This window comes from Cupriavidus basilensis, assembly GCF_008801925.2.
Classification (GTDB): Bacteria; Pseudomonadota; Gammaproteobacteria; order Burkholderiales; family Burkholderiaceae; genus Cupriavidus; species Cupriavidus basilensis.
Map to the genome: position 1 here is coordinate 3,897,665 of NZ_CP062803.1, position 21,892 is coordinate 3,919,556.

The 21,892-nt window shown below is 65.1% G+C and carries 19 protein-coding genes and 1 tRNA gene; 8 read left to right on the top strand and 12 right to left on the bottom strand.

Annotation, left to right across the window (positions count from 1 at the left end; genetic code table 11):
- Window positions 1-28: 28 nt before the first annotated feature.
- The 7 genes from F7R26_RS17905 (at window position 29) to F7R26_RS17935 (ending at window position 6,225) form a co-directional block, all read left to right on the top strand.
- A tRNA-Pro gene (locus F7R26_RS17905) sits at window positions 29-105 on the top strand.
- A gap of 255 nt (window positions 106-360) precedes the next feature.
- Window positions 361-2,106: a type IV-A pilus assembly ATPase PilB gene (pilB, locus tag F7R26_RS17910; RefSeq protein ID WP_150986824.1), complete on the top strand. Its 1,746-nt coding sequence runs from the start codon at window positions 361-363 to the stop codon at window positions 2,104-2,106.
- Between the two features lie 30 nt (window positions 2,107-2,136).
- Window positions 2,137-3,402: a type II secretion system F family protein gene (locus F7R26_RS17915; RefSeq protein ID WP_150986823.1), complete on the top strand. Its 1,266-nt coding sequence runs from the start codon at window positions 2,137-2,139 to the stop codon at window positions 3,400-3,402.
- Between the two features lie 3 nt (window positions 3,403-3,405).
- Entirely contained in the window at window positions 3,406-4,323 is a 918-nt protein-coding gene (locus tag F7R26_RS17920) for a prepilin peptidase (protein WP_241754358.1), read from the top strand.
- A 67-nt stretch (window positions 4,324-4,390) separates the two neighbouring features.
- Window positions 4,391-5,002 (top strand): dephospho-CoA kinase, encoded by a 612-nt coding sequence (gene coaE / locus F7R26_RS17925; protein WP_150986822.1) that lies wholly within the window; start codon window positions 4,391-4,393, stop codon window positions 5,000-5,002.
- Window positions 5,003-5,276: 274 nt separating this feature from the next.
- The gene (gene zapD / locus F7R26_RS17930; RefSeq protein ID WP_150986821.1) at window positions 5,277-6,035 is read left to right on the top strand and encodes a cell division protein ZapD; all 759 of its coding nucleotides are present in this window, start codon (window positions 5,277-5,279) and stop codon (window positions 6,033-6,035) included.
- 4 nt (window positions 6,036-6,039) lie between these two features.
- A complete protein-coding gene (locus tag F7R26_RS17935) occupies window positions 6,040-6,225 on the top strand; it encodes a DNA gyrase inhibitor YacG (RefSeq protein ID WP_150986820.1) in 186 nt (61 codons plus the stop codon).
- Window positions 6,226-6,273: 48 nt separating this feature from the next.
- Here F7R26_RS17935 and F7R26_RS17940 read toward each other — a convergent pair whose 3' ends face one another.
- From F7R26_RS17940 to F7R26_RS17960, 5 genes are all read right to left on the bottom strand, one after another.
- Entirely contained in the window at window positions 6,274-6,714 is a 441-nt protein-coding gene (locus F7R26_RS17940) for an NUDIX domain-containing protein (protein ID WP_150986819.1), read from the bottom strand.
- Window positions 6,711-7,613, bottom strand: a complete 903-nt coding sequence (locus tag F7R26_RS17945; protein WP_150986818.1) for an ATP-binding protein — start codon at window positions 7,611-7,613, stop codon at window positions 6,711-6,713. The genes F7R26_RS17940 and F7R26_RS17945 overlap by 4 nt, the downstream gene beginning before the upstream one ends.
- A gap of 101 nt (window positions 7,614-7,714) precedes the next feature.
- Window positions 7,715-8,944 (bottom strand): bifunctional glutamate N-acetyltransferase/amino-acid acetyltransferase ArgJ, encoded by a 1,230-nt coding sequence (gene argJ, locus F7R26_RS17950; protein ID WP_150986817.1) that lies wholly within the window; start codon window positions 8,942-8,944, stop codon window positions 7,715-7,717.
- 140 nt (window positions 8,945-9,084) lie between these two features.
- Window positions 9,085-11,868, bottom strand: coding sequence for a preprotein translocase subunit SecA (gene secA, locus F7R26_RS17955; RefSeq protein WP_150986816.1), 2,784 nt, complete (start codon window positions 11,866-11,868; stop codon window positions 9,085-9,087).
- A 269-nt stretch (window positions 11,869-12,137) separates the two neighbouring features.
- Window positions 12,138-13,073, bottom strand: coding sequence for a M23 family metallopeptidase (locus F7R26_RS17960; RefSeq protein ID WP_150986815.1), 936 nt, complete (start codon window positions 13,071-13,073; stop codon window positions 12,138-12,140).
- Between the two features lie 94 nt (window positions 13,074-13,167).
- Between F7R26_RS17960 and F7R26_RS17965 the strand changes: the two genes are divergently transcribed.
- Window positions 13,168-13,680 (top strand): DciA family protein, encoded by a 513-nt coding sequence (locus F7R26_RS17965; protein WP_150986814.1) that lies wholly within the window; start codon window positions 13,168-13,170, stop codon window positions 13,678-13,680.
- 128 nt (window positions 13,681-13,808) lie between these two features.
- Here the strand turns inward: F7R26_RS17965 and lpxC are convergent, their stop codons facing one another.
- From lpxC to murC, 7 genes are all read right to left on the bottom strand, one after another.
- The gene (lpxC, locus tag F7R26_RS17970; RefSeq protein ID WP_150986813.1) at window positions 13,809-14,726 is read right to left on the bottom strand and encodes a UDP-3-O-acyl-N-acetylglucosamine deacetylase; all 918 of its coding nucleotides are present in this window, start codon (window positions 14,724-14,726) and stop codon (window positions 13,809-13,811) included.
- A gap of 183 nt (window positions 14,727-14,909) precedes the next feature.
- Window positions 14,910-15,416 (bottom strand): peroxiredoxin, encoded by a 507-nt coding sequence (locus F7R26_RS17975; RefSeq protein WP_150986812.1) that lies wholly within the window; start codon window positions 15,414-15,416, stop codon window positions 14,910-14,912.
- 492 nt (window positions 15,417-15,908) lie between these two features.
- Entirely contained in the window at window positions 15,909-17,108 is a 1,200-nt protein-coding gene (gene ftsZ / locus F7R26_RS17980) for a cell division protein FtsZ (RefSeq protein WP_006162527.1), read from the bottom strand.
- 164 nt (window positions 17,109-17,272) lie between these two features.
- Window positions 17,273-18,505, bottom strand: a complete 1,233-nt coding sequence (gene ftsA, locus F7R26_RS17985) for a cell division protein FtsA (protein ID WP_035875601.1) — start codon at window positions 18,503-18,505, stop codon at window positions 17,273-17,275.
- Window positions 18,502-19,410: a cell division protein FtsQ/DivIB gene (locus F7R26_RS17990; protein WP_150986811.1), complete on the bottom strand. Its 909-nt coding sequence runs from the start codon at window positions 19,408-19,410 to the stop codon at window positions 18,502-18,504. Before F7R26_RS17990 ends, ftsA begins: the two co-directional genes overlap by 4 nt.
- Window positions 19,411-19,467: 57 nt before the next feature.
- Window positions 19,468-20,451 carry a D-alanine--D-alanine ligase gene (locus tag F7R26_RS17995; RefSeq protein WP_150986810.1) on the bottom strand — a complete coding sequence of 328 codons (984 nt, stop codon included), beginning with the start codon at window positions 20,449-20,451 and terminating at the stop codon, window positions 19,468-19,470.
- Window positions 20,448-21,887, bottom strand: a complete 1,440-nt coding sequence (murC, locus tag F7R26_RS18000) for a UDP-N-acetylmuramate--L-alanine ligase (protein ID WP_150986809.1) — start codon at window positions 21,885-21,887, stop codon at window positions 20,448-20,450. Before murC ends, F7R26_RS17995 begins: the two co-directional genes overlap by 4 nt.
- Between the last annotated feature and the right edge of the window lie 5 nt (window positions 21,888-21,892).

Consider the following 21,892-nt stretch of genomic DNA (forward strand, 5'->3'; position numbering starts at 1 on the left):
TTAGGCAGGCAACGCAGAGAAAAACAAACGGGGTGTAGCTTAGCCTGGTAGAGCGCTACGTTCGGGACGTAGAGGCCGGAGGTTCGAATCCTCTCACCCCGACCAGTTTCACGGTCCCCGAGACCGTACAAGAAAGGCCGCACAGCAATGTGTGGCCTTTTTTCATTGGCGCACCCGGCGTGTCGCCCGGCTTGCCCATCCCGTTTCCGACCCCTTCCCCATCCCCCCGCGCAAGTAGGGTTGCGCCCGTGTCGTGCAAACGGCAACACCCTGCCCGGTGCGCCTTTACAAAAAGTGACCCCAGCGGCAAACTGCCCCGATTCGGGGTCCTCGGCCGCTTGCGGCCAATCGTTTTTTGCCATGACACTTGGTCTAGCTCTTGCACAGAGCCGGCGTATCGCGCCGGCCCTGCTCGCCCAGCTTGAACAGTCGGCACGAGAAAAAAAGTCGCAGCTGATCGACGAGATCATCGCCAGCGGCACCATGACTGCACATGATGTGGCGATCTTCGCGGCTGATAAGTATCAGCTGCCGCTGATCGATCTGAATCAGTACAACCTCAACAAGGTGCCGCCGGCGCTGGCGGGCAATCGCGAGTTCCACGCGCACCGCCTGCTGCCGCTGGGCCGGCGCGAGAACCGCCTGGTGCTGGCGTTGTCCGACCCGGGCAACCAGGCCGGGCTGGACGCCATCAAGCAGAAATACAACCTGCCGGTGGAACCCGTCGTGGTCGAGCACGACAAGCTGATGCAATACGTGCGCTCGGCTTCCGACGACAGCGGCGGCACGATCAAGTCGATCGGCCCGGGGCATGTCGAGCGCAAGATGATCGACTACGACCCGGTGGCGTCCGCCGGGGCGCTGCGCAACAAGACCGCGGCCGACATCGACGACGCGCCCGTGGTCCGCTTCCTGCACAAGCTGCTGACCGAAGCCTTCCATCGCGGCGCCTCCGATCTTCACTTCGAGCCGTTCGAGACCTTCTACCGCATCCGCTTCCGGGTGGATGGCGTGCTGCAGGAAGTGGCACGGCCGCCGGTGGACATCCGGGACAAGATCTCCACCCGGATCAAGGTGCTGTCGCGCCTGGACATCTCGGAAAAGCGCGTGCCGCAAGATGGCCGCATGAAGCTGCTGATCGCGCTGCCCAAGGAAAAGGGCGGCGACAAAGACGGCAAGGAGCCCAAGGAAACCGTGGAGAAGGCGATCGACTTCCGCGTCTCCACGCTGCCGACGCTGTTCGGCGAGAAGATCGTGATCCGGATCCTGGAGTCGTCGTCCGACAAGCTCGACATCGACCAGCTCGGCTACGAGCCGGCGCAAAAGGCGCTGCTGCTGGACGTGATCAAGCGCCCCTACGGCATGGTGCTGGTGACCGGCCCCACCGGCAGCGGCAAGACGGTGTCGCTGTACACCTTCCTGAACCGGCTGAACCAGGGCGACATCAATATCTCCACCGCCGAGGATCCGGCGGAAATCCAGTTGCCCGGCATCAACCAGGTCAACGTCAACGAAAAAGCCGGCCTGACCTTCTCCGCCGCGCTGCGCTCCTTCCTGCGCCAGGATCCTGACATCATCATGGTCGGCGAAATCCGCGACCTGGAAACCGCCGACATCTCGATCAAGGCGGCACAGACTGGCCACCTGGTGTTCTCGACGCTGCATACCAACGACGCGCCGACCACGCTCACGCGCCTGATGAACATGGGTGTCGCGCCCTTCAATATCGCGTCGAGCGTGCTGATGATCACCGCGCAGCGGCTTGCGCGGCGGCTGTGCACCTGCAAGCGCCCCGGCGAGCTGGCGCGCGAGGTGCTGGCCGACGCCGGCTTCCAGGACGAGGACCTCGACGGCAGCTGGCAGCCTTACCACCCGGTCGGGTGCGAGCGCTGCAACGGCAGCGGCTACAAGGGCCGCTGCGGCATCTACCAGGTGATGCCGATCACCGAGCCGATGCAGCAGATCATCCTCGCGCATGGCACGGCACTGGAGATCGCCGAACAAGCGCGTAAAGATGGCGTGCTATCGTTGCGCGAAGCTGGCCTGGCCAAGGTGAAGCAGGGTCTCACCTCGCTCGAAGAAGTGCTGGCCACAACAAATATGTAAAACAACAAAAGATGTCATTAGGGGTCAATCATGGCGACACGCGCACCAGCCGCAGCCGCTCGCAAGGCGGCCGCGCCCAAGGGGAAACCAGGGCGTAAAGCGCCCACGCAGTACCTGTTCGAGTGGGAGGGCAAGGACCGCAAGGGCAAGGCGTTCTCGGGCGAGCTGCGCGCGGAGAGCCAGGCCGAGGTCAATGCCACGCTGCGAAAGCAGGGGCTGACGGTCGTCAAGCTGAAAAAGCGGCGGGCCGCGCGCGGGAAGAAGATTACCCAGAAGGACATCGCTTACTTCACGCGCCAGCTCTCCACCATGCTCAAGGCGGGCATCCCGCTGCTGCAATCGATCGACATCATCGCGCGCGGGCATGCCAACCCCAACTTCACCCAGCTGCTGTCCGAGATCCGCTTTGACATCGAATCCGGCAGCAGCATGGCGCAGGCCTTCCGCCGCCATCCGCGCTACTTCGACACGCTCTACTGCAACCTGATCGATGCCGGCGAGCAGGGCGGTATCCTGGACGCCCTGCTGGAGCGCTTGTCGCTCTATATGGAAAAGACCATCGCGCTGAAGAGCCAGATCAAGTCAGCCATGATCTACCCGATCGCCGTGCTGACCGTGGCCTTCGCGGTGACGGTCATCCTGATGATCTTCGTCATCCCGGCGTTCAAGGGCGTGTTCTCCAGCTTCGGCGCCAACCTGCCGGCGCCGACCCTGGTCGTGATCGCCATGTCGGACTTCTTCGTCGACAACTGGTACCTGATCATCGGCGCGCCGATCATCGGCATCACGATGTACATACGCGGGCTAAAACGCTCGGAGAAGGTCCAGCGCGCCAGCGACCGCCTGCTGCTCAGGCTGCCGATCTTCGGCTCGCTGTTCCGCAAGGCGGTGATCGCCCGCTGGACCCGCACGCTTGCCACCATGTTCGCCGCCGGCACACCGCTGGTGGAGTCGATGGAATCGGTCGCCGGCGCCGCCGGCAACTGGGTCTACTACGACGCCACCAAGGAAATCGAGCAATCGGTGCGCATCGGTACCAGCCTGACCAACGCCATGCAGGCCACCCATGTCTTCGACAGCATGGTGTTGCAGATGACGCAGATCGGCGAGGAGTCCGGCGCGCTGGACAATATGCTGCTGAAGGTGGCGGAGTTCTACGAGCGCGAGGTCGATGACGCTGTCGCCGCCATCTCCAGCCTGATCGAGCCGCTGATCATCGTGATCCTGGGCGTGCTGATTGGCGGCATGGTGGTGGCAATGTATCTTCCGATCTTTAAACTGGGACAGGTGGTGTAAGGCATGTGGCTGTTTTCCGCGGATGGCGCCAGTGGCGCGATTTCTTCACTGGCTGCCCCCGCGCAGACCATTGCCGAGCTGGCGGCGCTGCCGCCCTGGTTCCTGGTCACCGCCGCCGCGCTGATCGGCTTGCTGGTCGGCAGCTTCCTCAACGTGGTGGTGCACCGCCTGCCGCGCATGATGGAGCATGACGAAGCCAACTACATCGCCTCGCTGCGCGACGACCCGATCCCCCACCCCGAGCCTTACAACCTGATGGTGCCGCGCTCGGCGTGCCCGCACTGCGGACACGCCATCGGCGCGCTGGAGAACATTCCGGTACTGAGCTACCTGTTCCTGCGCGGGCGCTGCTCATCGTGCGCCGCGCCCATCGGCGCGCGCTATCCGCTGGTGGAAGCGGGCACCGCGCTGCTCACCGCGCTGGCCACCGCGCACTTCGGCCCGACCTGGCAGGCTCTCGCGGCCATCGCCCTGATCTGGGCCCTGATCGCCCTCACCCTGATCGACGCCGACACGCAGCTGCTGCCCGACCAGATCACGCTGCCGCTGGTATGGCTTGGCCTGCTGCTCAATCTCGGCGGGCTGTTCGCACCGCTGGCGGATGCCGTGATCGGCGCGGCTGCCGGCTACCTGCTGCTGTGGACGGTGTACTGGATCTTCAAGCTGGTGCGGGGCAAGGAAGGCATGGGCTATGGCGACTTCAAGCTGATGGGCGCGCTGGGCGCCTGGTTCGGCTGGCAAGCCCTGCCGGCGCTGGTACTGCTCTCCTCCGTGGTGGGGCTGGTTTTCGCGCTTGCCAATATCGCGCTGCGCCGTCAGGATCGCGATACGCACTTCGCCTTCGGCCCTTATATCGCCGGAGCCGGGCTGCTTGTGCTGTTCTTTGGGCCCAATGTGCTGCCGCTGGGCATTGCGGGCTGAACGGACGCCGGGCGCCGGCCGCCGCAAGGCGGCCCTTATCACACCCACAGCAAGCTTCGAGGCCCACATGCTGCAAATCGGACTGACCGGAGGCATCGGCTCTGGCAAGACCCGCGTGGCGGACCTGTTCGCCGCGCGCGGCGCCGCTCTGATCGACACCGACCTGCTCGCGCACGAGATCACCGCGCCGGGCGGGCTGGCCATCCCTGCCCTGCTGGAGGCCTTTGGCCCCGCCTGCCTGCGCGCCGACGGCGCCATGGACCGCAATGCCATGCGCGAGCTGGTGTTCTCGGACCCCGCGGCCAAGGCCCGGCTGGAGGGCATCACCCACCCCCTGATCCGCCAGTTGACCGAGGCGCGCGCCGCCGCGATCCGCGCCTCCGGACTGCATCCCTACCTGATCTACGTGGTCCCGCTGCTGGTCGAGTCGGGCTCATGGCGCGCGCGGGTGGACCGGGTGCTGGTGGTGGATTGCAGCGAGGCCACGCAGGTTGCGCGGGTCATGGCACGCAACGGCTTTTCCCAGGGTCAGGTCGAGGCCATCATGGCCAGGCAGGCCAGGCGCAGCGAACGCCTGGCCGCCGCCGATGATGTGGTCGACAACGAGGGCCCGCCGGACGCCCTGGCCGCCCAGGTGGATCGCCTGGACCAGTTGTACCGGACCCTGGCTGGCGCCTAGACAGTCACAGGCGGAGTAACTGGCAGCATCCCGCACCATCTTTGTGCGGTGCTGCATGCGACACCCCAAGTCGGCCGTTTCATTGTCCTGTTTGGCGGTCTCAAATAGAATGCGCTGGAATCACGCGGGAAATGGCCGCATACTGCCGATATTGCGGACCCAGGCCGAGTTGCATCGCGCAGGCCCGGATACACCAGGAGCCTCTGCGCTCCGGCAATGCCGCCCGGGTCAGATCGCCCACCCGCCAACCCGCCCTGTTGCACGGATACACCCATTGATTCTGTACGAATATCCTTTTAACGAACGCATCAGGACTCTCCTGCGCCTGGAAGACCTGTTCGATCGGCTGGATTATTTTCTCGGCCAGGATCACGCCCTGCAGCATCACGTGGCGTTGACGACGCTGTTCGAGATCATCGACGTCGCCGGCCGCGCGGACCTGAAGACCGACCTGCTCAAGGAACTGGAACGCCAGCGCCAGGCGCTTGCCGCGCTGCGCGCCAATCCGCAGATCGACCAGGGCGCGCTGGATGGCGTCATCAGCGAGATCGAGCAGGCGGTCACCCAGCTCAACCAGTCGGTTGGCAAGGCCGGCCAGTTGCTGACCGATAACGAGTGGCTGACCAGCATCCGCAGCCGCGCCATCATCCCAGGCGGCACCTGCGAGTTCGATCTGCCGGCCTACTACGCCTGGCAGCACCGTCCCGTCGAAGACCGCCGCGCGGACATCCTCAAGTGGGCGCGCCCGCTGGTGCCGCTGCGCCTTGGCACCAACACCGTGTTGCGCCTGCTGCGCGAGTCCGGCCAGAGCGGCAAGGTCATCGCCACCGGCGGCAGCTACCAGCAGATGCTGTCCGGTCGCAGCTACCAGCTGATGCAGGTGCTGCTGGATGAATCGCTGCTGGCCTTCATCCCCGAGATGAGCGCCAACAAGTACATGCTGTGGGTCCGTTTCACGCAGCAGGATGGTGACTTGCGCCCCCGTTCGGTCGACGCCGACATCCCCTTCCTGCTCAAGCTCTGCAATTTTTGAAGCAATGACAACCGTAGTCAAATGCCCCACCTGCGGCACGGACGTGGCCTGGGTACCCGAGAATAAATTCCGTCCCTTCTGCTCGAACCGCTGCAAGCAGATCGACCTGGGCGCGTGGGCGTCCGAGAAATACGTGATTGGCGGCAAACCCGGCGAGGAGCCCTCGCCGGACGAGCAAGACGAGGACTAAGCACCGCGCGACCGTTGCGGCCCCGACGGCCCCGATGCTTCAGGCAGTTCAGGCTGTGCCGCTCTCGGCAGCCAGCCAGTCCACCACGGGGATCGTAGCGGGCAGCAAGGGGCCCACGTCCACGGGCGCCGATTGCCACGAGAAGGCCTGGCCCTCGCGGCCGACCAGTTCGCCCGTCCACGCAGTGACCTTGCAGAAGTGCAGGCGCACATAGGCATGCGGGTAATCATGCTCCAGCACGTGCCAGCGCACGCTGGCGCCCACCTCGATGCCGAGCTCCTCATGCAGCTCGCGCGCCAGCGCCTCTTCCACCGATTCACCCGGCTCCAGCTTGCCACCCGGGAACTCCCAGTAGCCTTCGTAGGGCTTGCCCGCCGGCCGCTGGGCCAGCAGAAAGCGCCCGTCGGGCTGCACCAGCACGCCAACGGCGACCTCGGTCACCTTGCGCGCCGGCGCCGCTGCATCGGTCACCTGCGATGCCACGCTCATGCCTGGCCGTCCTGCGCCGAGGCCATATATGGCTTGCCATGCTTACCGCCCCAGTCGCGGGCGAACTGCCAGGCCACCCGCCCCGAGCGCGAGCCGCGCTCCAGCGCCCACACCAGCGCATCGCCTCGTGCTGCGGCGATGTCTTCTGCGCTGCAGCCAAAGTGCCCCAGCCAGTGGCCGACGATGGCCAGGTACTCGTCCTGCTTGGGCGGGTAGAACGACAGCCACAGCCCGAAGCGCTCGGACAGCGAGATCTTTTCCTCCACCACTTCGCCGGGATGGATCTCGCCATCGTCGGTGTGCCGGTAGGTCTCGTTGTCCTTCATGTACTCGGGCAGCAGATGGCGGCGGTTGGAGGTGGCGTAGATCAGCACATTGTCCGACTGCGCGGCCACCGAGCCGTCCAGCGCCGACTTCAGCGACTTGTAGCCCGACTCGCCTTCTTCGAACGACAGGTCGTCGCAAAAGATGGCAAAGCGCTCGGGACGCCCCGACAACTGCTCGACGATATCGCCGAGGTCGCCCAGGTCATCCTTGTCCACTTCCACCAGGCGCAGGCCATCCTTGACGAAGGCATTGAGGCAGGCCTTGATCAGCGAAGACTTGCCGGTGCCGCGCGCGCCCGTCAGCAACACGTTGTTGGCCGGCAGGCGCTGCACGAACTGGCGCGTATTGGCCACGATGGCATCCTTCTGCCGCTCGATGTTCTTCAGGTCGTCGAGATGGATCGGCGGCAGCTGGCGGATCGCCTGCAGGTAGCCGATGTTGCCGAACAGGCTCTGCCGCTTGCGCCAGCGGAAGGCGACGGCCTGCTCCCAGTCAGCGTCGGTCAGCTGGGGCGGCAGCCATTGTTCAAGGCGGGCGAGGAAACTATCGAGACGGGCAGCAAGGTCTGACATGGCGGCTTGGGGGAAAAGCGGATCGTTGGCAGGAGAGCGAGGGGCTGGCGTGCCGTGCCCGCGCTGGCGGGAACGGCACGCATTGCGTACCGGGCTGGTGCTTACGAACGATAGTCCGCGTTGATCGAAACGTAGTCGTGCGACAGGTCGCAGGTCCAGACCGTGGCGGTGGCGTCGCCACGGCCCAGCGCGATGCGCACGGTGATTTCGGCCTGCTTCATCACACGCTGGCCGTCTTCCTCACGATACTCGGGGTTGCGGCCACCGTCGCGCGCGACCAGGACATCGTCCAGCCACAGATTGACACGCTCCACGTCGAGATCGTCCACGCCGGCATAGCCCACCGCGGCCAGGATGCGGCCCAGGTTGGGGTCCGAGGCGTAGAAGGCGGTCTTGACCAGCGGCGAATGCGCCACCGCGTAGGCGATCAGGCGGCATTCGGCCACGTCCTTGCCGCCCTCGACCTGGATGGTCATCAGCTTGGTGGCGCCTTCGCCATCGCGCACGATCATCTGCGCCAGTTCCTGCGACAGGTCGGTCAGCGCGGCACGCAGGGCCTCGAAGTCCGCACCCTCGGCACGCTCGATGGCCGGCGCGCCGGCCTTGCCGCTGGCGATCAGCACGAAGGAGTCATTGGTCGACGTGTCGCCATCGATGGTGATGCTGTTGAAGGAGTGATCCGCCGCGTACGACACCAGCGCCTGCAGCACATCCTGCGACACGGTGGCATCGGTGGCGACGAAGCCGAGCATGGTGGCCATATTGGGGCGGATCATGCCCGCGCCCTTGCTGATGCCGGACAACGTCACGGTCTTGCCGCCGATCTGCACGGTACGCGAGGCGGCCTTGGGCTGGGTGTCGGTGGTCATGATCGACTCCGCTGCGGCCAGCCAGTTGTCGGGCTTGGCATTGGCGATGGCGGCAGGCAGCGCGGCGGTGATGCGGTCCACCGGCAGCGGCTCGAGGATCACGCCGGTCGAGAACGGCAGCACTTGCTCGGGTGCAATGCCGAGCTGCGCGGCCAGCGCATCACAGGTGGCGCGCGCATTGGCCAGGCCCGGCTCGCCGGTGCCGGCATTGGCGTTGCCGGTGTTGACCACGATCGCGCGGATGCCCTTGCCGGCGGCCAGGTGCTCGCGGCAGACCTGCACCGGTGCGGCGCAAAAGCGGTTGCGGGTGAACACGCCCGCCACGGTGCTGCCTTGGGCAACGCGCACCACCAGCACGTCCTTGCGGTTGGCCTTGCGGACACCCGCTTCGGCCCAGCCGAGCTCGACGCCGGCGACAGGTTTCAGGTTTTCTGCCAGCGGCAGTGGCAGGTTGACGGCCATGTGCGTTCCTCTATGCGTTCGACGTTGCTGGTTTTGCTGATTCTGCTGCTGCCAGACGGCCGCGCTCTCAACGGAATGCGCCGCCCCTGACGAACATGCCCGCTTGCGCGGGCATGTTTGCTGACTTCACGGTGCGCGGCTTAGCTGAGCTTGCCGTGGCACAACTTGAACTTCTTGCCGGAGCCGCATGGGCAGGGATCGTTGCGCCCCACCTTGGCCATGCCCGCGGCTTCGGCCGCGGCGGCGTAGGCGATGCCGGCGCGCTCGGGCGCGCTGCTGCCCACGCTCTCCGCGCCCTGCGTGGCCTCGTCGAACTCCTCGTGCTTGTATTGCACGTTGGCGAGGTGCGACAGGCCTTCCTCGATCTGCTCCGAGGCTTGCTCGAGCTCTTCCGGCGACTGGATCTGCACGTTGAAGATCACCCGGGTGACTTCCACCTTGATCACGTCCAGCAGGCGGGCGAACAGCTCGAACGACTCGCGCTTGTATTCCTGCTTGGGATCCTTCTGCGCATAGCCGCGCAGGTGGATGCCCTGGCGCAGGTGATCCAGCGCGGCCAGGTGCTCACGCCAGTGCGTATCGATGCTTTGCAGCATCACCGAACGCTCGAAGCCGGCAAACGACTCGCGGCCAACCTGCTTGACCTTGGCATCGTAGCGCTCGTCGGCCGCGTGCATGATCTTGTCCAGCAGCACCTCGTCCTCGATGCTCTGGGCGGCCTCGATGGTCGCGGCCAGCGGCACGTCCAGGGACCATTCCTCGCGCAGCTTGGTCTCCAGGCCCTTGATGTCCCACTGCTCTTCCATGGTGTCGGCCGGCACGTGGTCGCGGAACATCTCGACCAGCACGCTCTGGCGCAGGTTCTTCACCATATCGCCAACGTCTTGCGACTCGAGCACCTCGTTGCGCAGCTTGTAGATTTCCTTGCGCTGGTCGTTGGCCACGTCGTCGTACTGCAGCAGCTGCTTGCGGATATCGAAGTTACGGCCTTCCACCTTGCGCTGGGCGGATTCGATCGAGCGCGTGACGATGCCCGCTTCGATCGGCTCGCCTTCCGGCATCTTCAGGCGTTCCATGATGGCGCGCACGCGGTCGCCGGCAAAGATGCGCAGCAACTGGTCGTCCAGCGACAGGTAGAAGCGGGACGAGCCCGGATCGCCCTGGCGGCCAGCACGGCCGCGCAGCTGGTTGTCGATACGGCGCGACTCATGGCGCTCGGTGCCCACGATATGCAGGCCGCCGGCGGCCTTGACCTGCTCGTGCAGCGACTGCCACTCGCCTTCCAGATGGGCGATGCGCGCGGCCTTGTCGGCCTTGGAGAGGCTTTCGTCGGCTTCGATGAAGCCAGCCTGCTTCTCCACGTTGCCGCCCAGCACGATGTCGGTGCCACGGCCCGCCATGTTGGTGGCGATGGTGATCATCTTGGGGCGGCCCGCCTGCGCCACGATCTCGGCCTCGCGCTCGTGCTGCTTGGCGTTGAGCACCTGGTGCGGCAGCTTGGCCTTGTCGAGCAGGCCGGACAGGTATTCCGAGGTCTCGATCGAGGTGGTGCCCACCAGCACGGGCTGGCCGCGCTCGTAGCAGTCGCGGATATCGCGCACCACGGCGTCGTAGCGCTCGTTCGAGGTCTTGTAGATCTGGTCCTGGAAGTCCTTGCGCTGGGCGCCACGGTTGGTGGGGATGACCACCACTTCCAGGCCGTAGATCTCCTGGAATTCGTAGGCTTCCGTATCGGCCGTGCCGGTCATGCCGGACAGCTTCTCGTACATGCGGAAGTAGTTCTGGAAGGTGATCGTCGCCAGCGTCTGGTTTTCCTGCTGGATCGTCACGCCTTCCTTGGCTTCCACGGCCTGGTGCAGGCCGTCGGACCAGCGCCGTCCGGTCATCAGGCGGCCGGTAAACTCGTCGACGATGACGACTTCGTCGTTCTGCACCACGTAATGCTGGTCGCGATGGAACAGGCTATGCGCGCGCAGTGCGGCGTAGAGGTGATGCATCAGCGTGATGTTCTGCGGCGCGTAGAGCGATTCGCCCTCGCCGATCAGGCCTTGCTGCATCAGGATCTCTTCGGCCTTCTCGTGGCCCGCCTCGGTCAGGTAGACCTGGTGGCCCTTTTCGTCGACGAAGTAGTCGCCCGGCTTCTCGACGCCGGTGCCGTCGGCCTTTTCCTCGCCGATCTGGCGCACCAGCAGCTTGGGCACGCCGTTCATGCGCTGGTACAGGTCGGTCTGGTTCTCCGCCTGGCCCGAGATGATCAGCGGGGTGCGCGCTTCGTCGATCAGGATCGAGTCCACCTCGTCGACGATGGCGTAGTTCAGCGGACGTTGCACGCGCTGGCCAGGGTCGTAGACCATGTTGTCGCGCAGGTAGTCGAAGCCGAACTCGTTGTTGGTGCCGTACGTGATGTCGGACGCATAGGCAGCGGCCTTCTGGTCGTGCGGCATCTGCGACAGGTTCACGCCGACCGACAGGCCGAGGAAGTTGTACAGGCGCCCCATCCACTCGGCGTCACGCTGGGCCAGGTAGTCGTTGACCGTGACAACGTGCACGCCGCGGCCGGTAATGGCATTGAGGTACACCGGCAGCGTCGCGGTAAGGGTCTTGCCCTCGCCGGTGCGCATTTCAGCGATCTTGTTGTCGTTGAGCACCATGCCGCCGATCAGCTGGACGTCAAAGTGGCGCATCTTCATGATCCGCTTGCTGGCCTCGCGGCACACCGCGAAGGCCTCGGGCAGCAACGCCTCGAGCGACTCCCCGGCGGCGTGGCGCTGCCGGAAAATCTCGGTCATGCCACGCAGGTCGTCATCCGAAAGTGCCTCGAACTTCGGTTCCAGCGCATTGATCTGCGCGACGGTCCTGCCATATTGTTTGATCAGCCGTTCATTACGGCTGCCGAAGACTTTCTTGAGAAGGCCCGTGATCATCGATTGCTTTCACCTACGCGAGTGGTACGCCGCCGTGGTACGCACTAGGGCGGCCTAGCCGCCGGCTTGGCCGGCTGCCCAGGGCGGACCGCGCGAGGAAATAGGAAGATTGGCGCAAAACGCCGAGTTTATCACGCGCGCGGGTCACGACCGGAACCAAGCGGCAGGTGAAACGCTGTGCAAACCACACCATGCATCCCCGCTACTTGACGGCCCGGACACAACCCGCGCATCCAATCCTTCGGACATCGGGGCGGCGCCCTGGTTCTTCAACGGATGAGATTGCGATCGGTGGGGTCCGGCGCCTGAGCAACCTGGGCCGGCGCAGGCTTGGCGATGGCCAGGAAGCGATTCGGGTTTTGTGGCACACCGTCCACATGCACCTCGAAATGCAGGTGCGCGCCAGTGGAGCGCCCGGTGGAGCCCACCAAGGCGATCTGCTGGCCAGGCTTGACGAGGTCGCCGGCCTTCACCTGCAACTTGGACGCGTGCGCATAGCGGGTCTTGAGGCCGTTGCCGTGGTCGATGTCGATCAGGTTGCCATATTCTGGATGCCATTCCGCCGCGACCACCACGCCGCCGGCCGCCGCCACGATCGGGGTGCCCGTGGGTGCCGAAAAATCCACACCATCATGCGGGGTGCGGCGCCCGGTGAACGGGTCGAAACGCCAGCCAAAGCCGGATGCGTCGTAGCCGCTAGCCACCGGCAGCACGCGCGGGACACGGCGGCTCTCGCTCTGGCGATCCAGCAAGGTGCTTGCCACCGCGTCGAAATAGTCCGCGTGCTGCTCGGCCTGGTCCGACAGGCGTGCCAGCGCAAGCTGCAGCTCCGGCAGGCTCGAGGTGCGCGACTGCGCGGATGCTGCCAGGCCGCCGCGCCCGGGCGGCTGCCGGAAGTTGAATTCCTTGGGCGCGATGCCGGCCAGCCCCGAGACCCGCTCGCCAAGCGCATCCAGCCGCACCATCCGGGCCTGGATCTCGCCCACGCGGGTCGCGAGCACATTGAGGTTGGCCCGCAGGTAAGCGTCGTCGCCCGGTGCCCGGGCCGGCGCCGCGATGCCCGAGCGCGCCACGATCCAGGTCAGGGCCGACGACACCAGCCCAACGACCAGGCACAGCAACGCGATGCCGGCAAGGACCTTGCCCCGCGACAGGGTGAAATGGCGAACACGCCGTAGGCGTGGGTGAAGCACGATGATCTGCATGGCGCAACTCCTTCTCATGCCTGGCCGGCGCAGGCCGGGCAGCCGCGACGCATAAGCCGCCGCACTGACGCGAACGGCACGCTAGAATGCGCGCATGCGCATGTTTACCCATTACGCCCTCCAGACGCCCGCCGCCAAGCCGCTTAACGACTGGCTGGACAAGGCTGGCCCGGTCTCGGCCCTGATGCAGACGGCACGGGAACTGGCGGTACTGGAGGCTGAGGTGCTATCGCTCCTGCCACGCGGACTGCAGGATGGCATCGCTGTAGCCGGCGTCAAGCAAGACGCCCGCGGCATCGGGCAAGGCCAGTCGGAGCGAACTTTGCTGTTGCTTGCCGCCCATGGGGCCGCAGCGGCACGAGTCCGGCAAGTGGTCCCTACATTACTTTCGAGGCTGCAACAGCGGGGATCGCAGATTACCGCAATCCGGGTGAGGGTACAACCGGAGGTCGGGCGGCAGAGCGATTGGGACACCGGGCCGGTGGTGAAGCCCAAGGTCGCGCGGATGTCGGCGACCGGCTTGTCCAGCCTGACCCAACTGGCCCAGGAACTGCCCGAGTCGCCGTTGCGCGACGCACTGAATACGCTGCTGTCCCACCATCGGTGAAAGGTGAAAGCATCGGCGGGCGCTGATACCTGAAGCGCAAGCCTGTTCGACGCCCAAACGTGAAAAAGCCGGCCTGGAGGCCGGCTTTCACATAGGACCGTGCAGCGGCCCTGAATTCCCTTGCCGCGTTACGCGAACGCCGGCGCCAACTGCGGCAGAAACGCTGGCGGTGCATCCTCGACGCGCTCGAACGTCACCATCTCGTAGGCTTCCTGATCGGCCAGCAACGCGCGCAACAGCTGGTTGTTCAGGCCGTGCCCGGACTTGTTGGCGATATACGCACCAATCAGCGGATGCCCGACCACGTACAGGTCGCCGATCGCATCCAGGATCTTGTGGCGCACGAACTCGTCGCCGTAGCGCAGCTCTTCGTTATTCAGCATGCGGTGCTCGTCGAGCACGATCGCGTTGTCCAGGCTGCCGCCGCGCGCCAGGCCCATCTCGCGCAGGGCTTCCACTTCATGGGCAAAGCCGAAGGTGCGGGCGCGGGCGATTTCGCGCACATAGCTGGTGTCGGCGAAGTCGATGGCGAAGGTCTGGCCGGTCTTGTCCACCGCGGGATGGCGGAAATCGATGGTGAACGCCAGCTTGAAGCCAAAGAAGGGCTCCAGCCGCGCCAGCTTGTCGCCTTCACGCACTTCCACGGCTTTCTTCACGCGGATGAAACGCTTGGGCGCCGATTGCTGCTCGATCTCGGCTGACTGCAGCAGGAAGACGAAAGACGCGGCGCTGCCGTCCATGATGGGGATTTCTTCGGCGTCGACATCCACATACAGGTTGTCGATGCCAAGGCCCGCGCAGGCGGACATCAAATGCTCAACGGTCGAGACGCGCGCGCCATCCTTCTGCAGGACCGACGCCAGGCGCGTGTCGCCAATGGCTGACGCGCTCGCGACGATTTCGACCGCTTCGGGCAGGTCGACGCGGGTGAATACGATGCCGGTATCCACCGGGGCCGGGCGCAGCGTCAGCGTCACTTTACGGCCCGAGTGCAAGCCAATGCCAACGGTCTTGACCAGGGATTTGATGGTGCGCTGTTTTAGCATGACAGTCTCAGCTATTATTAAAATCTATCAAGTACACTTTCTAATATAGCGATTTTACCATTGCTTCGTTTGCTGCGCTGCGTCACTTTGTTTCGGTGTGTTAGCAAGAAGAAATAAATCACCATAAAAGCACAATAAATCACTTTTACGACGTTTTGCGACGTGTGCTGACACACTCTCGTATTACGCGCGCAACGCAGCCAGCACGGCTTCGGCGCTGCTGACCTTGAACTCGCCGGGTGCTTCAAGCCACAGATGGGACACCACGCCATCGTCAAGCACCATGGCATAGCGCTTGGAGCGTATGCCCATGCCGCGTGCGGTCAGGTCTTGCTCCAGGCCCAGCCGGCGGGTCCATTCGGCGCTGCCGTCGGCCATCATGCGCACACGGCCGCCGGTCTTCTGCTCCCGGCCCCAGGCGCCCATGACAAAGGCATCGTTGACCGATACACACCAGATCTCGTCCACGCCGGCTGCGCGCAGCGCGTCTGCCTGCGCGACAAAGCCCGGCACATGCTTGGCGGAGCAGGTCGGCGTAAAGGCACCAGGCAGGCCGAACACCACGATCTTGCGGCCACGCGTGAGTTCCGACACCGAGAAGGAATTAGGCCCAAGGGCGCAGCCGCCGGTTTCGACCTCGAAGAACTCATTCAGCGTGGCATCCGGCACACGCGCTCCAATCGCGATCATGTTGTGTCTTCCTGTCTCGGTAAAAACCCTGTTTAGCATCATAGTCCGCCCGCCGCGGGTGCCCAAGGCGGTTCACCGCCCGTTACTTCGTCGAAATCCTCCGACAAGGCGCTGCCCAGGCTCTCATGCAGGGATCATCGGGTGGCTCGCGCCACGCGGCGCACGACGCCTGCATCACTTGAAAGCAGCTTTTCATGTGGCGGGCCACACGGTTCTTGAAATAAATCCGCGCGCCGATCTTGCGATCGACGCGCGGACGACGGCACATCCCGGCCGGGAGGGGCGGGAGACCAGTCCGGGGAGGCGGCCGGAGGCACGCCTGTCCCGGCGACGGGATGCAGCCTGAGCGTCAGCGAAAGGGCAGCCTGGCGGGTTGCCGCTCAGTCCGAAACCACCGGGCGGAACACGAGCGTAGGGAGCGCTTGCGTGTTTCGCTGGTCCGGGGTTGCAGCCTGAAGGCAACCGGCCCTGCCGGCACCTTGCCGAGCCAACTCAGTCCGCCTGCTTGCGCAGGAAGGCCGGGATGTCGTACGTATCCACACCCTTTTCCTGCAGCGCAGCCACGTGGGCGGATGCAGACTCGCGCGAGCTGCGCCATACCGCCGGCGTGTCCAGATTGCTGTAGTCCGGCGCGCTGCTGTGGCTTACGCCCACATTGCTGGTCATGTTGCCCATCATCTGCACCGGCATGTTGTCGGTACCGGTCTTGAGCAAGGTCATCGGCTGTTGCTTCTTGGCCGAACGGCCCAGGCCCGTCGCCACCACGGTCACGCGCAGTGCATCGCCCATGGCGTCGTCGTACACCGTGCCGAAGATCACGGTGGCATCTTCCGCGGCGTAGCTGCGGATGGTGTTCATGACTTCCTTGGTTTCCGACAGCTTGAGCGAGCGGCTGGCCGTGATGTTGACCAGCACGCCGCGTGCGCCCGACAGGTCCACGCCTTCCAGCAGCGGGCTGGCGACAGCCTGCTCGGCAGCCAGGCGGGCGCGGTCAACGCCCGACACGGTGGCCGTGCCCATCATGGCCTTGCCCTGCTCGCCCATGACCGTCTTCACGTCTTCGAAGTCGACGTTCACCAGGCCATCGACATTGATGATCTCGGCAATGCCGGCAACCGCGTTGTGCAGCACGTCGTCTGCGCACTGGAAGCACTTGTCCATCTCGGCGTCATCGCCCATCACTTCGAACAGCTTTTCGTTGAGCACAACGATCAGCGAATCGACGCAGGACTCCAGCTCGCCCGAGCCAGCTTCTGCCACCTTGGCGCGGCGCGCGCCTTCGAACTCGAAGGGCTTGCTGACCACGCCCACGGTCAGGATGCCCATTTCCTTGGCAACCTGGGCCACGACCGGGGCAGCGCCGGTACCGGTGCCACCGCCCATGCCGGCAGTGATGAAGACCATGTGCGCACCACGCAGCGAGTCGGCGATCTGCTCGCGCGCCTGATCTGCACAGTTACGGCCGACCTCCGGCTTGGCGCCGGCCCCCAGGCCGGTGTTGCCGAGCTGCAGCACGCGCGAAGCGCTGGAGCGCTTGAGCGCCTGAGCATCGGTGTTCATGCAGATAAATTCGACGCCTTGCACGCCACGGCTGATCATGTGCTGCACAGCGTTACCGCCCGCGCCGCCCACGCCGATCACCTTGATGATGGTGCCGTCCTGCAATTCCGTTTCGATCATGTCAAAGTCCATCACTGCCTCCAAGAAGAATCAGCCGCCAAACGCTGCAGCCTCCCCGCCGCAACCCTTGGTTACTGAACAAGAAACCATCAAAAAACTGCGTGTTCAACGGCCTGCCCGCCATTCGGTGGACAGGCCCGCCATTCAATCCAGTGCAATCAAGTCGTCTGCAACGTTCAGAAGTTGCCGACGAACCATTCCTTCATGCGGGTCCACACCTGCTTGACCGAGCCGCTCTGCACCGCCACCTTGCGCCCGCGCATGCGCTGCACACGGCCTTCGAGCAGTAGTCCCATTACGGTCGAATAGCGCGGACTCTTTACGACTTCGTGCAAATTCCCGCGATATTCCGGCACGCCGACCCGAACCGGCTTGAGGAAGATGTCCTCGCCCAGCTCCACCATGCCCGGCATCATCGCGGTGCCGCCAGTGATCACGACCCCCGACGACAGCAATTCCTCATAGCCCGACTCGCGCACTACCTGGTGCACCAGCGAGTACAACTCTTCGATACGCGGCTCGATCACGGCCGCCAGCGCCTGGCGCGACAGCGAACGCGTGCCGCGGTCGCCAACGCCCGGGACCTCGATCATGTCTTCCGGGTCGGCGATGGCCTGCTTGGCGATGCCGTACTGGATCTTGACGTCCTCGGCATCGGGCGTGGGCGTGCGCAGCGCCATGGCGATGTCGTTGGTGATCTGGTCGCCGGCGATGGGGATCACGGCCGTATGCCGGATCGCGCCTTCGCTGAAGATGGCGATATCGGTGGTGCCGCCACCGATATCGACCAGCACCACGCCGAGTTCCTTCTCGTCCTCGGTCAGCACCGCCAGGCTGGAAGCCAGCGGCTGCAGGATCAGGTCGTGCACCTCAAGGCCGCAGCGGCGCACGCACTTGACGATGTTCTGCGCCGCGCTGACCGCGCCGGTGACGATATGCACCTTCACTTCCAGGCGGATGCCGCTCATGCCGATCGGCTCGCGCACGTCCTCCTGGCCGTCGATGATGAATTCCTGCGTGAGGATGTGCAGGATCTGCTGGTCGGTCGGGATATTGACCGCCTTGGCGGTCTCGATCACCCGGGCCACATCGGTCTGGGTGACCTCCTTGTCCTTGATCGCCACCATGCCGCTGGAATTGAAGCTGCGGATATGGCTGCCGGCGATGCCCGTAAACACCTCGGAGATCTTGCAGTCGGCCATCAGTTCAGCCTCCTCCAGCGCACGCTGGATGGACTGCACGGTGGCCTCGATATTGACCACGACCCCTTTCTTCAGACCCTTGGACTCTGACTGGCCCATCCCGATCACTTCGTAGCTGCCGTCGGGGCGCAACTCGGCCACCACCGCGGCCACTTTGGAAGTGCCGATATCGAGACCGACCAGTAGGTCCTTGTATTCCTTGCTCATCGGTTTTTCTCCGCGTTCTTGCTCTTGAGTCGCGTCGGATTGTTGTTCGGATTGGTGCTGGCGTTCGTGTTCGTGTTCGCGCTGGTGCTCGTACTGGAACCAGTTGCTCTCGCCTTGGCCGCCGCCGCTGCCTGGGCATCGGTCAGGAAACGCACGTTGGCCGCGCGAATCGCGAACCCGTTGGGGTATCGCAGGTCCGCATACTCGATCTGCTTGCCCCACTGCTCCGTGACCTGGGGCCAAGCCACCACGAAGCGCTTGACGCGCTGGTCCATGGCGTCGCGCTCCTCGTCGTTCTGTTCACGGCCAAGCTCCACCACCATGCCGTTGGAGAGCTTGGCGCGCCAGGCGTAGCGGGACGACAGCGTCACCGCCAGCGGCTCCACCTTCAGCGGCTTGAACCACTCGCGCATGACTTCGAGCTTGTCCACCACGTCGCCCTCGCTGTCCGGCGGGCCATCGAGTGCGAGCAACTGGGCATCTTCCTCGGCTTCGGCCGGATTGGCGACGAAAACTTCACCATAAGTGTTGATCAGGCGGCCACTGTCGGCATTGCCCCACGTACCGAGGGCTTCGTGCTCCTCGACCTCGACCGCCAGCCCGTTGGGCCATTCGCGCCGTACGCTGGCACGGCGCACCCAAGGCACCGACTCGAAGATCTGGCGCGCCTCGTTCAGGTCGAGCGTGAAAAAGCTCCCCGACAGCTTGCCCAGCGCGTTGGCGCGCACGCTCGGCGCATTGACATGGCGCAGGGTGCCGCCTTCCATCGCCATCAGCTCGACGTGGGTAATGGCAAACACCGGCCGCTGCGCCAGCCATAGCAAGCCGGCCGCGAACGCCATCATCGCCACCAGCGCATAGAGCGTGGAGGCGATCAGGTTAAGCAGGCGAGTGTTATGCCACATGGCGTTGGGTTGTCCCGGTTCCGGTCAGTCAGGGTTCAGTGTTGGCTCGATCTGTGCTCAATCGGGTTTCCAGGCCGCGCTGGGATGCAGGTCCAGCGTGGCCGCGGCAATCACCTGCATGACGAAGTCCTCGTAGCTGATGCCCACCGCGCGCGCCGCCATCGGCACCAGCGAATGGCCGGTCATGCCGGGCGAGGTATTCATCTCGAGCAGGTAAGGCTTGTTGTCGGCGCCGAGCATCACGTCGGCGCGCGCCCAGCCGCGGCAACCCAGCACGCGGAAGGATTGCACCGCCAGGCGCCGGACTTCGGCTTCCACGTCGGCCGGCAGGCCCGACGGGCACAGATACTGGGTATCGTCAGTAAAGTACTTGTTTTGATAGTCGTAGTTCGCGCCGGGAGCGACGATGCGGATCACCGGCAGCGCTTCGGCGGTGGCGCCCTCCCCCACGATCGGGCAGGTCAGCTCCGCGCCGTCGATAAAGGTTTCGGCGATCACGTCGTTGTCCAGCGCCGCGGCCTTCTCGAAGGCGGCACGCATCTGGCCGGCTTCGGTCACCTTGGTCAGGCCGATGGACGAGCCCTCGCGCGCCGGCTTGACGATCAGGGGCAGGCCCAGGTCGGCCACCACGGCATCGAAATCGGTATCGGCGTGCAGCATGGCGAAGCGCGGCGTGGGCAGGCCGTGCGTGGTCCACAAGCGCTTGGTGGCCTGCTTGTCCATGGCCAGCGCCGAGGCCAGCACGCCGCTGCCGGTATAGGGCACGCCGAGTTGCTCGAGCAGGCCCTGGATGGTGCCGTCCTCGCCGTAGCGGCCATGCAGGGCAATAAAGACGCGGTCAAAGCCAGCCGTGGCCAGTTCGGCCACCGACTGCAGGCCGGGATCGAAGGCATGGGCATCGACGCCGCGCGAGCGCAGCGCTGCCAGCACGCCGTTGCCCGATAGCAGCGAGATCTCGCGTTCGGCCGAGCGGCCGCCGAGCAGCACGCCAACCTTGCCCAGCGCCTTGGGATCGATATTGGGATGGGCGACGAAGCTCATGCCTGCCCCCCGGCTTGCTGCGAAACCAGTTGTCCGGGCACGGTACCGATCGTGCCCGCGCCCATCGTCACCACCACGTCGCCGGGACGCACGGCGTTCAGGATAGCCTGCGGCATTTCGTCGATCTGCTCCACAAAAACGGGTTCAACCTTGCCTGCCACGCGCAGCGCGCGCGTCAGCGCGCGGCCATCGGCGGCCACGATCGGGGCTTCGCCGGCGGCATAGACCTCCGCCAGCAGCAGCGCATCCACGGTGCCCAGCACCTTGACGAAGTCCTCAAAGCAGTCACGCGTGCGGGTATAGCGGTGCGGCTGGAACGCCAGCACCAGCCGGCGCCCCGGGAACGCACCGCGCGCAGCGGCCAGCGTCGCGGCCATCTCGACCGGATGGTGGCCGTAGTCGTCCACCAGCGTGAAGGTGCCCGCGCTCTTGGCCTCGCCCTGCTCGTTGGTGCCGACGCAGGCCACTTCGCCATAGCGCTGGAAGCGGCGTCCCACCCCGTGGAACTCGCGCAGCGCCTTGACGATGGCGGCGTCCGGCACTTCCAGCTCGGTCGCGATGGCAATCGCCGCCAGCGCGTTCTGGATGTTGTGCATGCCTGGGAGGTTCAGCACCACCTCCAGCGGCGCCTCGGCGTGTCCGTTCAACTGGCGCAGCACGGTGAAATGCATCTGGCCGTCGACGGCGCGGGCATTGACCGCGCGCACCTGCGCATCTTCGGCAAAGCCGTAGCGCACGATCGGCTTGGACACGAACGGCATGATCTCGCGCACGTTGGGGTCGTCCACGCACAGCACGGCGATGCCATAGAACGGCAGGCGCTGGGTGAACTCCACAAACGCCTGCTTGAGCCGGGCAAAGTCATGCCCGTAGGTGTCCATGTGGTCGGCGTCGATGTTGGTGATGACCTCGATCACGGGGAACAGGTTCAGGAACGAGGCATCCGACTCGTCGGCCTCGGCCACGATAAAGTCGCCCGTGCCCAGGCGCGCGTTGGCGCCCGCCGAGTTGAGCCGGCCGCCGATCACGAAGGTGGGATCGAGTCCGCCCTCAGCCAGCACCGACGCCACCAGGCTGGTGGTGGTGGTCTTGCCATGCGTGCCGGCGATGGCCACGCCCTGCTTCAGCCGCATCAGCTCGGCCAGCATCACCGCGCGCGGCACCACCGGGATGCGCTTGGCGCGCGCGGCCAGCACCTCGGGGTTATCGTTGGTCACGGCGGTGGACACCACCACGGCGTTGGCACCGTTGACGTTGGCGGCATCATGCCCGTGCATCACGGTCGCGCCGAGCGACGCGAGGCGCCGCGTGGCGGCATTGCTGCCCACGTCGGACCCCGAGACCTTGTAGCCCAGGTTCAATAGGACCTCGGCGATGCCGCTCATGCCGGCGCCGCCGATGCCTACGAAATGGATGTTCTTGACGATGTGCTTCATGAATC

Excerpts from the sequence above, each read along its gene's own strand:
- F7R26_RS17940 (WP_150986819.1), bottom strand. The coding sequence starts at position 6,714 with ATGAGCGTGGCATCGCAGGTGACCGATGCAGCGGCGCCGGCGCGCAAG.
- pilB (WP_150986824.1), top strand. The coding sequence starts at position 361 with ATGACACTTGGTCTAGCTCTTGCACAGAGCCGGCGTATCGCGCCGGCC.
- coaE (WP_150986822.1), top strand. The coding sequence starts at position 4,391 with ATGCTGCAAATCGGACTGACCGGAGGCATCGGCTCTGGCAAGACCCGC.
- F7R26_RS17990 (WP_150986811.1), bottom strand. The coding sequence starts at position 19,410 with ATGTGGCATAACACTCGCCTGCTTAACCTGATCGCCTCCACGCTCTAT.
- F7R26_RS17915 (WP_150986823.1), top strand. The coding sequence starts at position 2,137 with ATGGCGACACGCGCACCAGCCGCAGCCGCTCGCAAGGCGGCCGCGCCC.
- F7R26_RS17960 (WP_150986815.1), bottom strand. The coding sequence starts at position 13,073 with ATGCAGATCATCGTGCTTCACCCACGCCTACGGCGTGTTCGCCATTTC.
- argJ (WP_150986817.1), bottom strand. The coding sequence starts at position 8,944 with ATGGCCGTCAACCTGCCACTGCCGCTGGCAGAAAACCTGAAACCTGTC.
- lpxC (WP_150986813.1), bottom strand. The coding sequence starts at position 14,726 with ATGCTAAAACAGCGCACCATCAAATCCCTGGTCAAGACCGTTGGCATT.
- F7R26_RS17995 (WP_150986810.1), bottom strand. The coding sequence starts at position 20,451 with ATGAGCTTCGTCGCCCATCCCAATATCGATCCCAAGGCGCTGGGCAAG.
- murC (WP_150986809.1), bottom strand. The coding sequence starts at position 21,887 with ATGAAGCACATCGTCAAGAACATCCATTTCGTAGGCATCGGCGGCGCC.
- ftsZ (WP_006162527.1), bottom strand. The coding sequence starts at position 17,108 with ATGGACTTTGACATGATCGAAACGGAATTGCAGGACGGCACCATCATC.
- secA (WP_150986816.1), bottom strand. The coding sequence starts at position 11,868 with ATGATCACGGGCCTTCTCAAGAAAGTCTTCGGCAGCCGTAATGAACGG.
- F7R26_RS17965 (WP_150986814.1), top strand. The coding sequence starts at position 13,168 with ATGCGCATGTTTACCCATTACGCCCTCCAGACGCCCGCCGCCAAGCCG.
- F7R26_RS17935 (WP_150986820.1), top strand. The coding sequence starts at position 6,040 with ATGACAACCGTAGTCAAATGCCCCACCTGCGGCACGGACGTGGCCTGG.
- F7R26_RS17945 (WP_150986818.1), bottom strand. The coding sequence starts at position 7,613 with ATGTCAGACCTTGCTGCCCGTCTCGATAGTTTCCTCGCCCGCCTTGAA.
- F7R26_RS17975 (WP_150986812.1), bottom strand. The coding sequence starts at position 15,416 with ATGATCGCGATTGGAGCGCGTGTGCCGGATGCCACGCTGAATGAGTTC.
- ftsA (WP_035875601.1), bottom strand. The coding sequence starts at position 18,505 with ATGAGCAAGGAATACAAGGACCTACTGGTCGGTCTCGATATCGGCACT.
- F7R26_RS17920 (WP_241754358.1), top strand. The coding sequence starts at position 3,406 with ATGTGGCTGTTTTCCGCGGATGGCGCCAGTGGCGCGATTTCTTCACTG.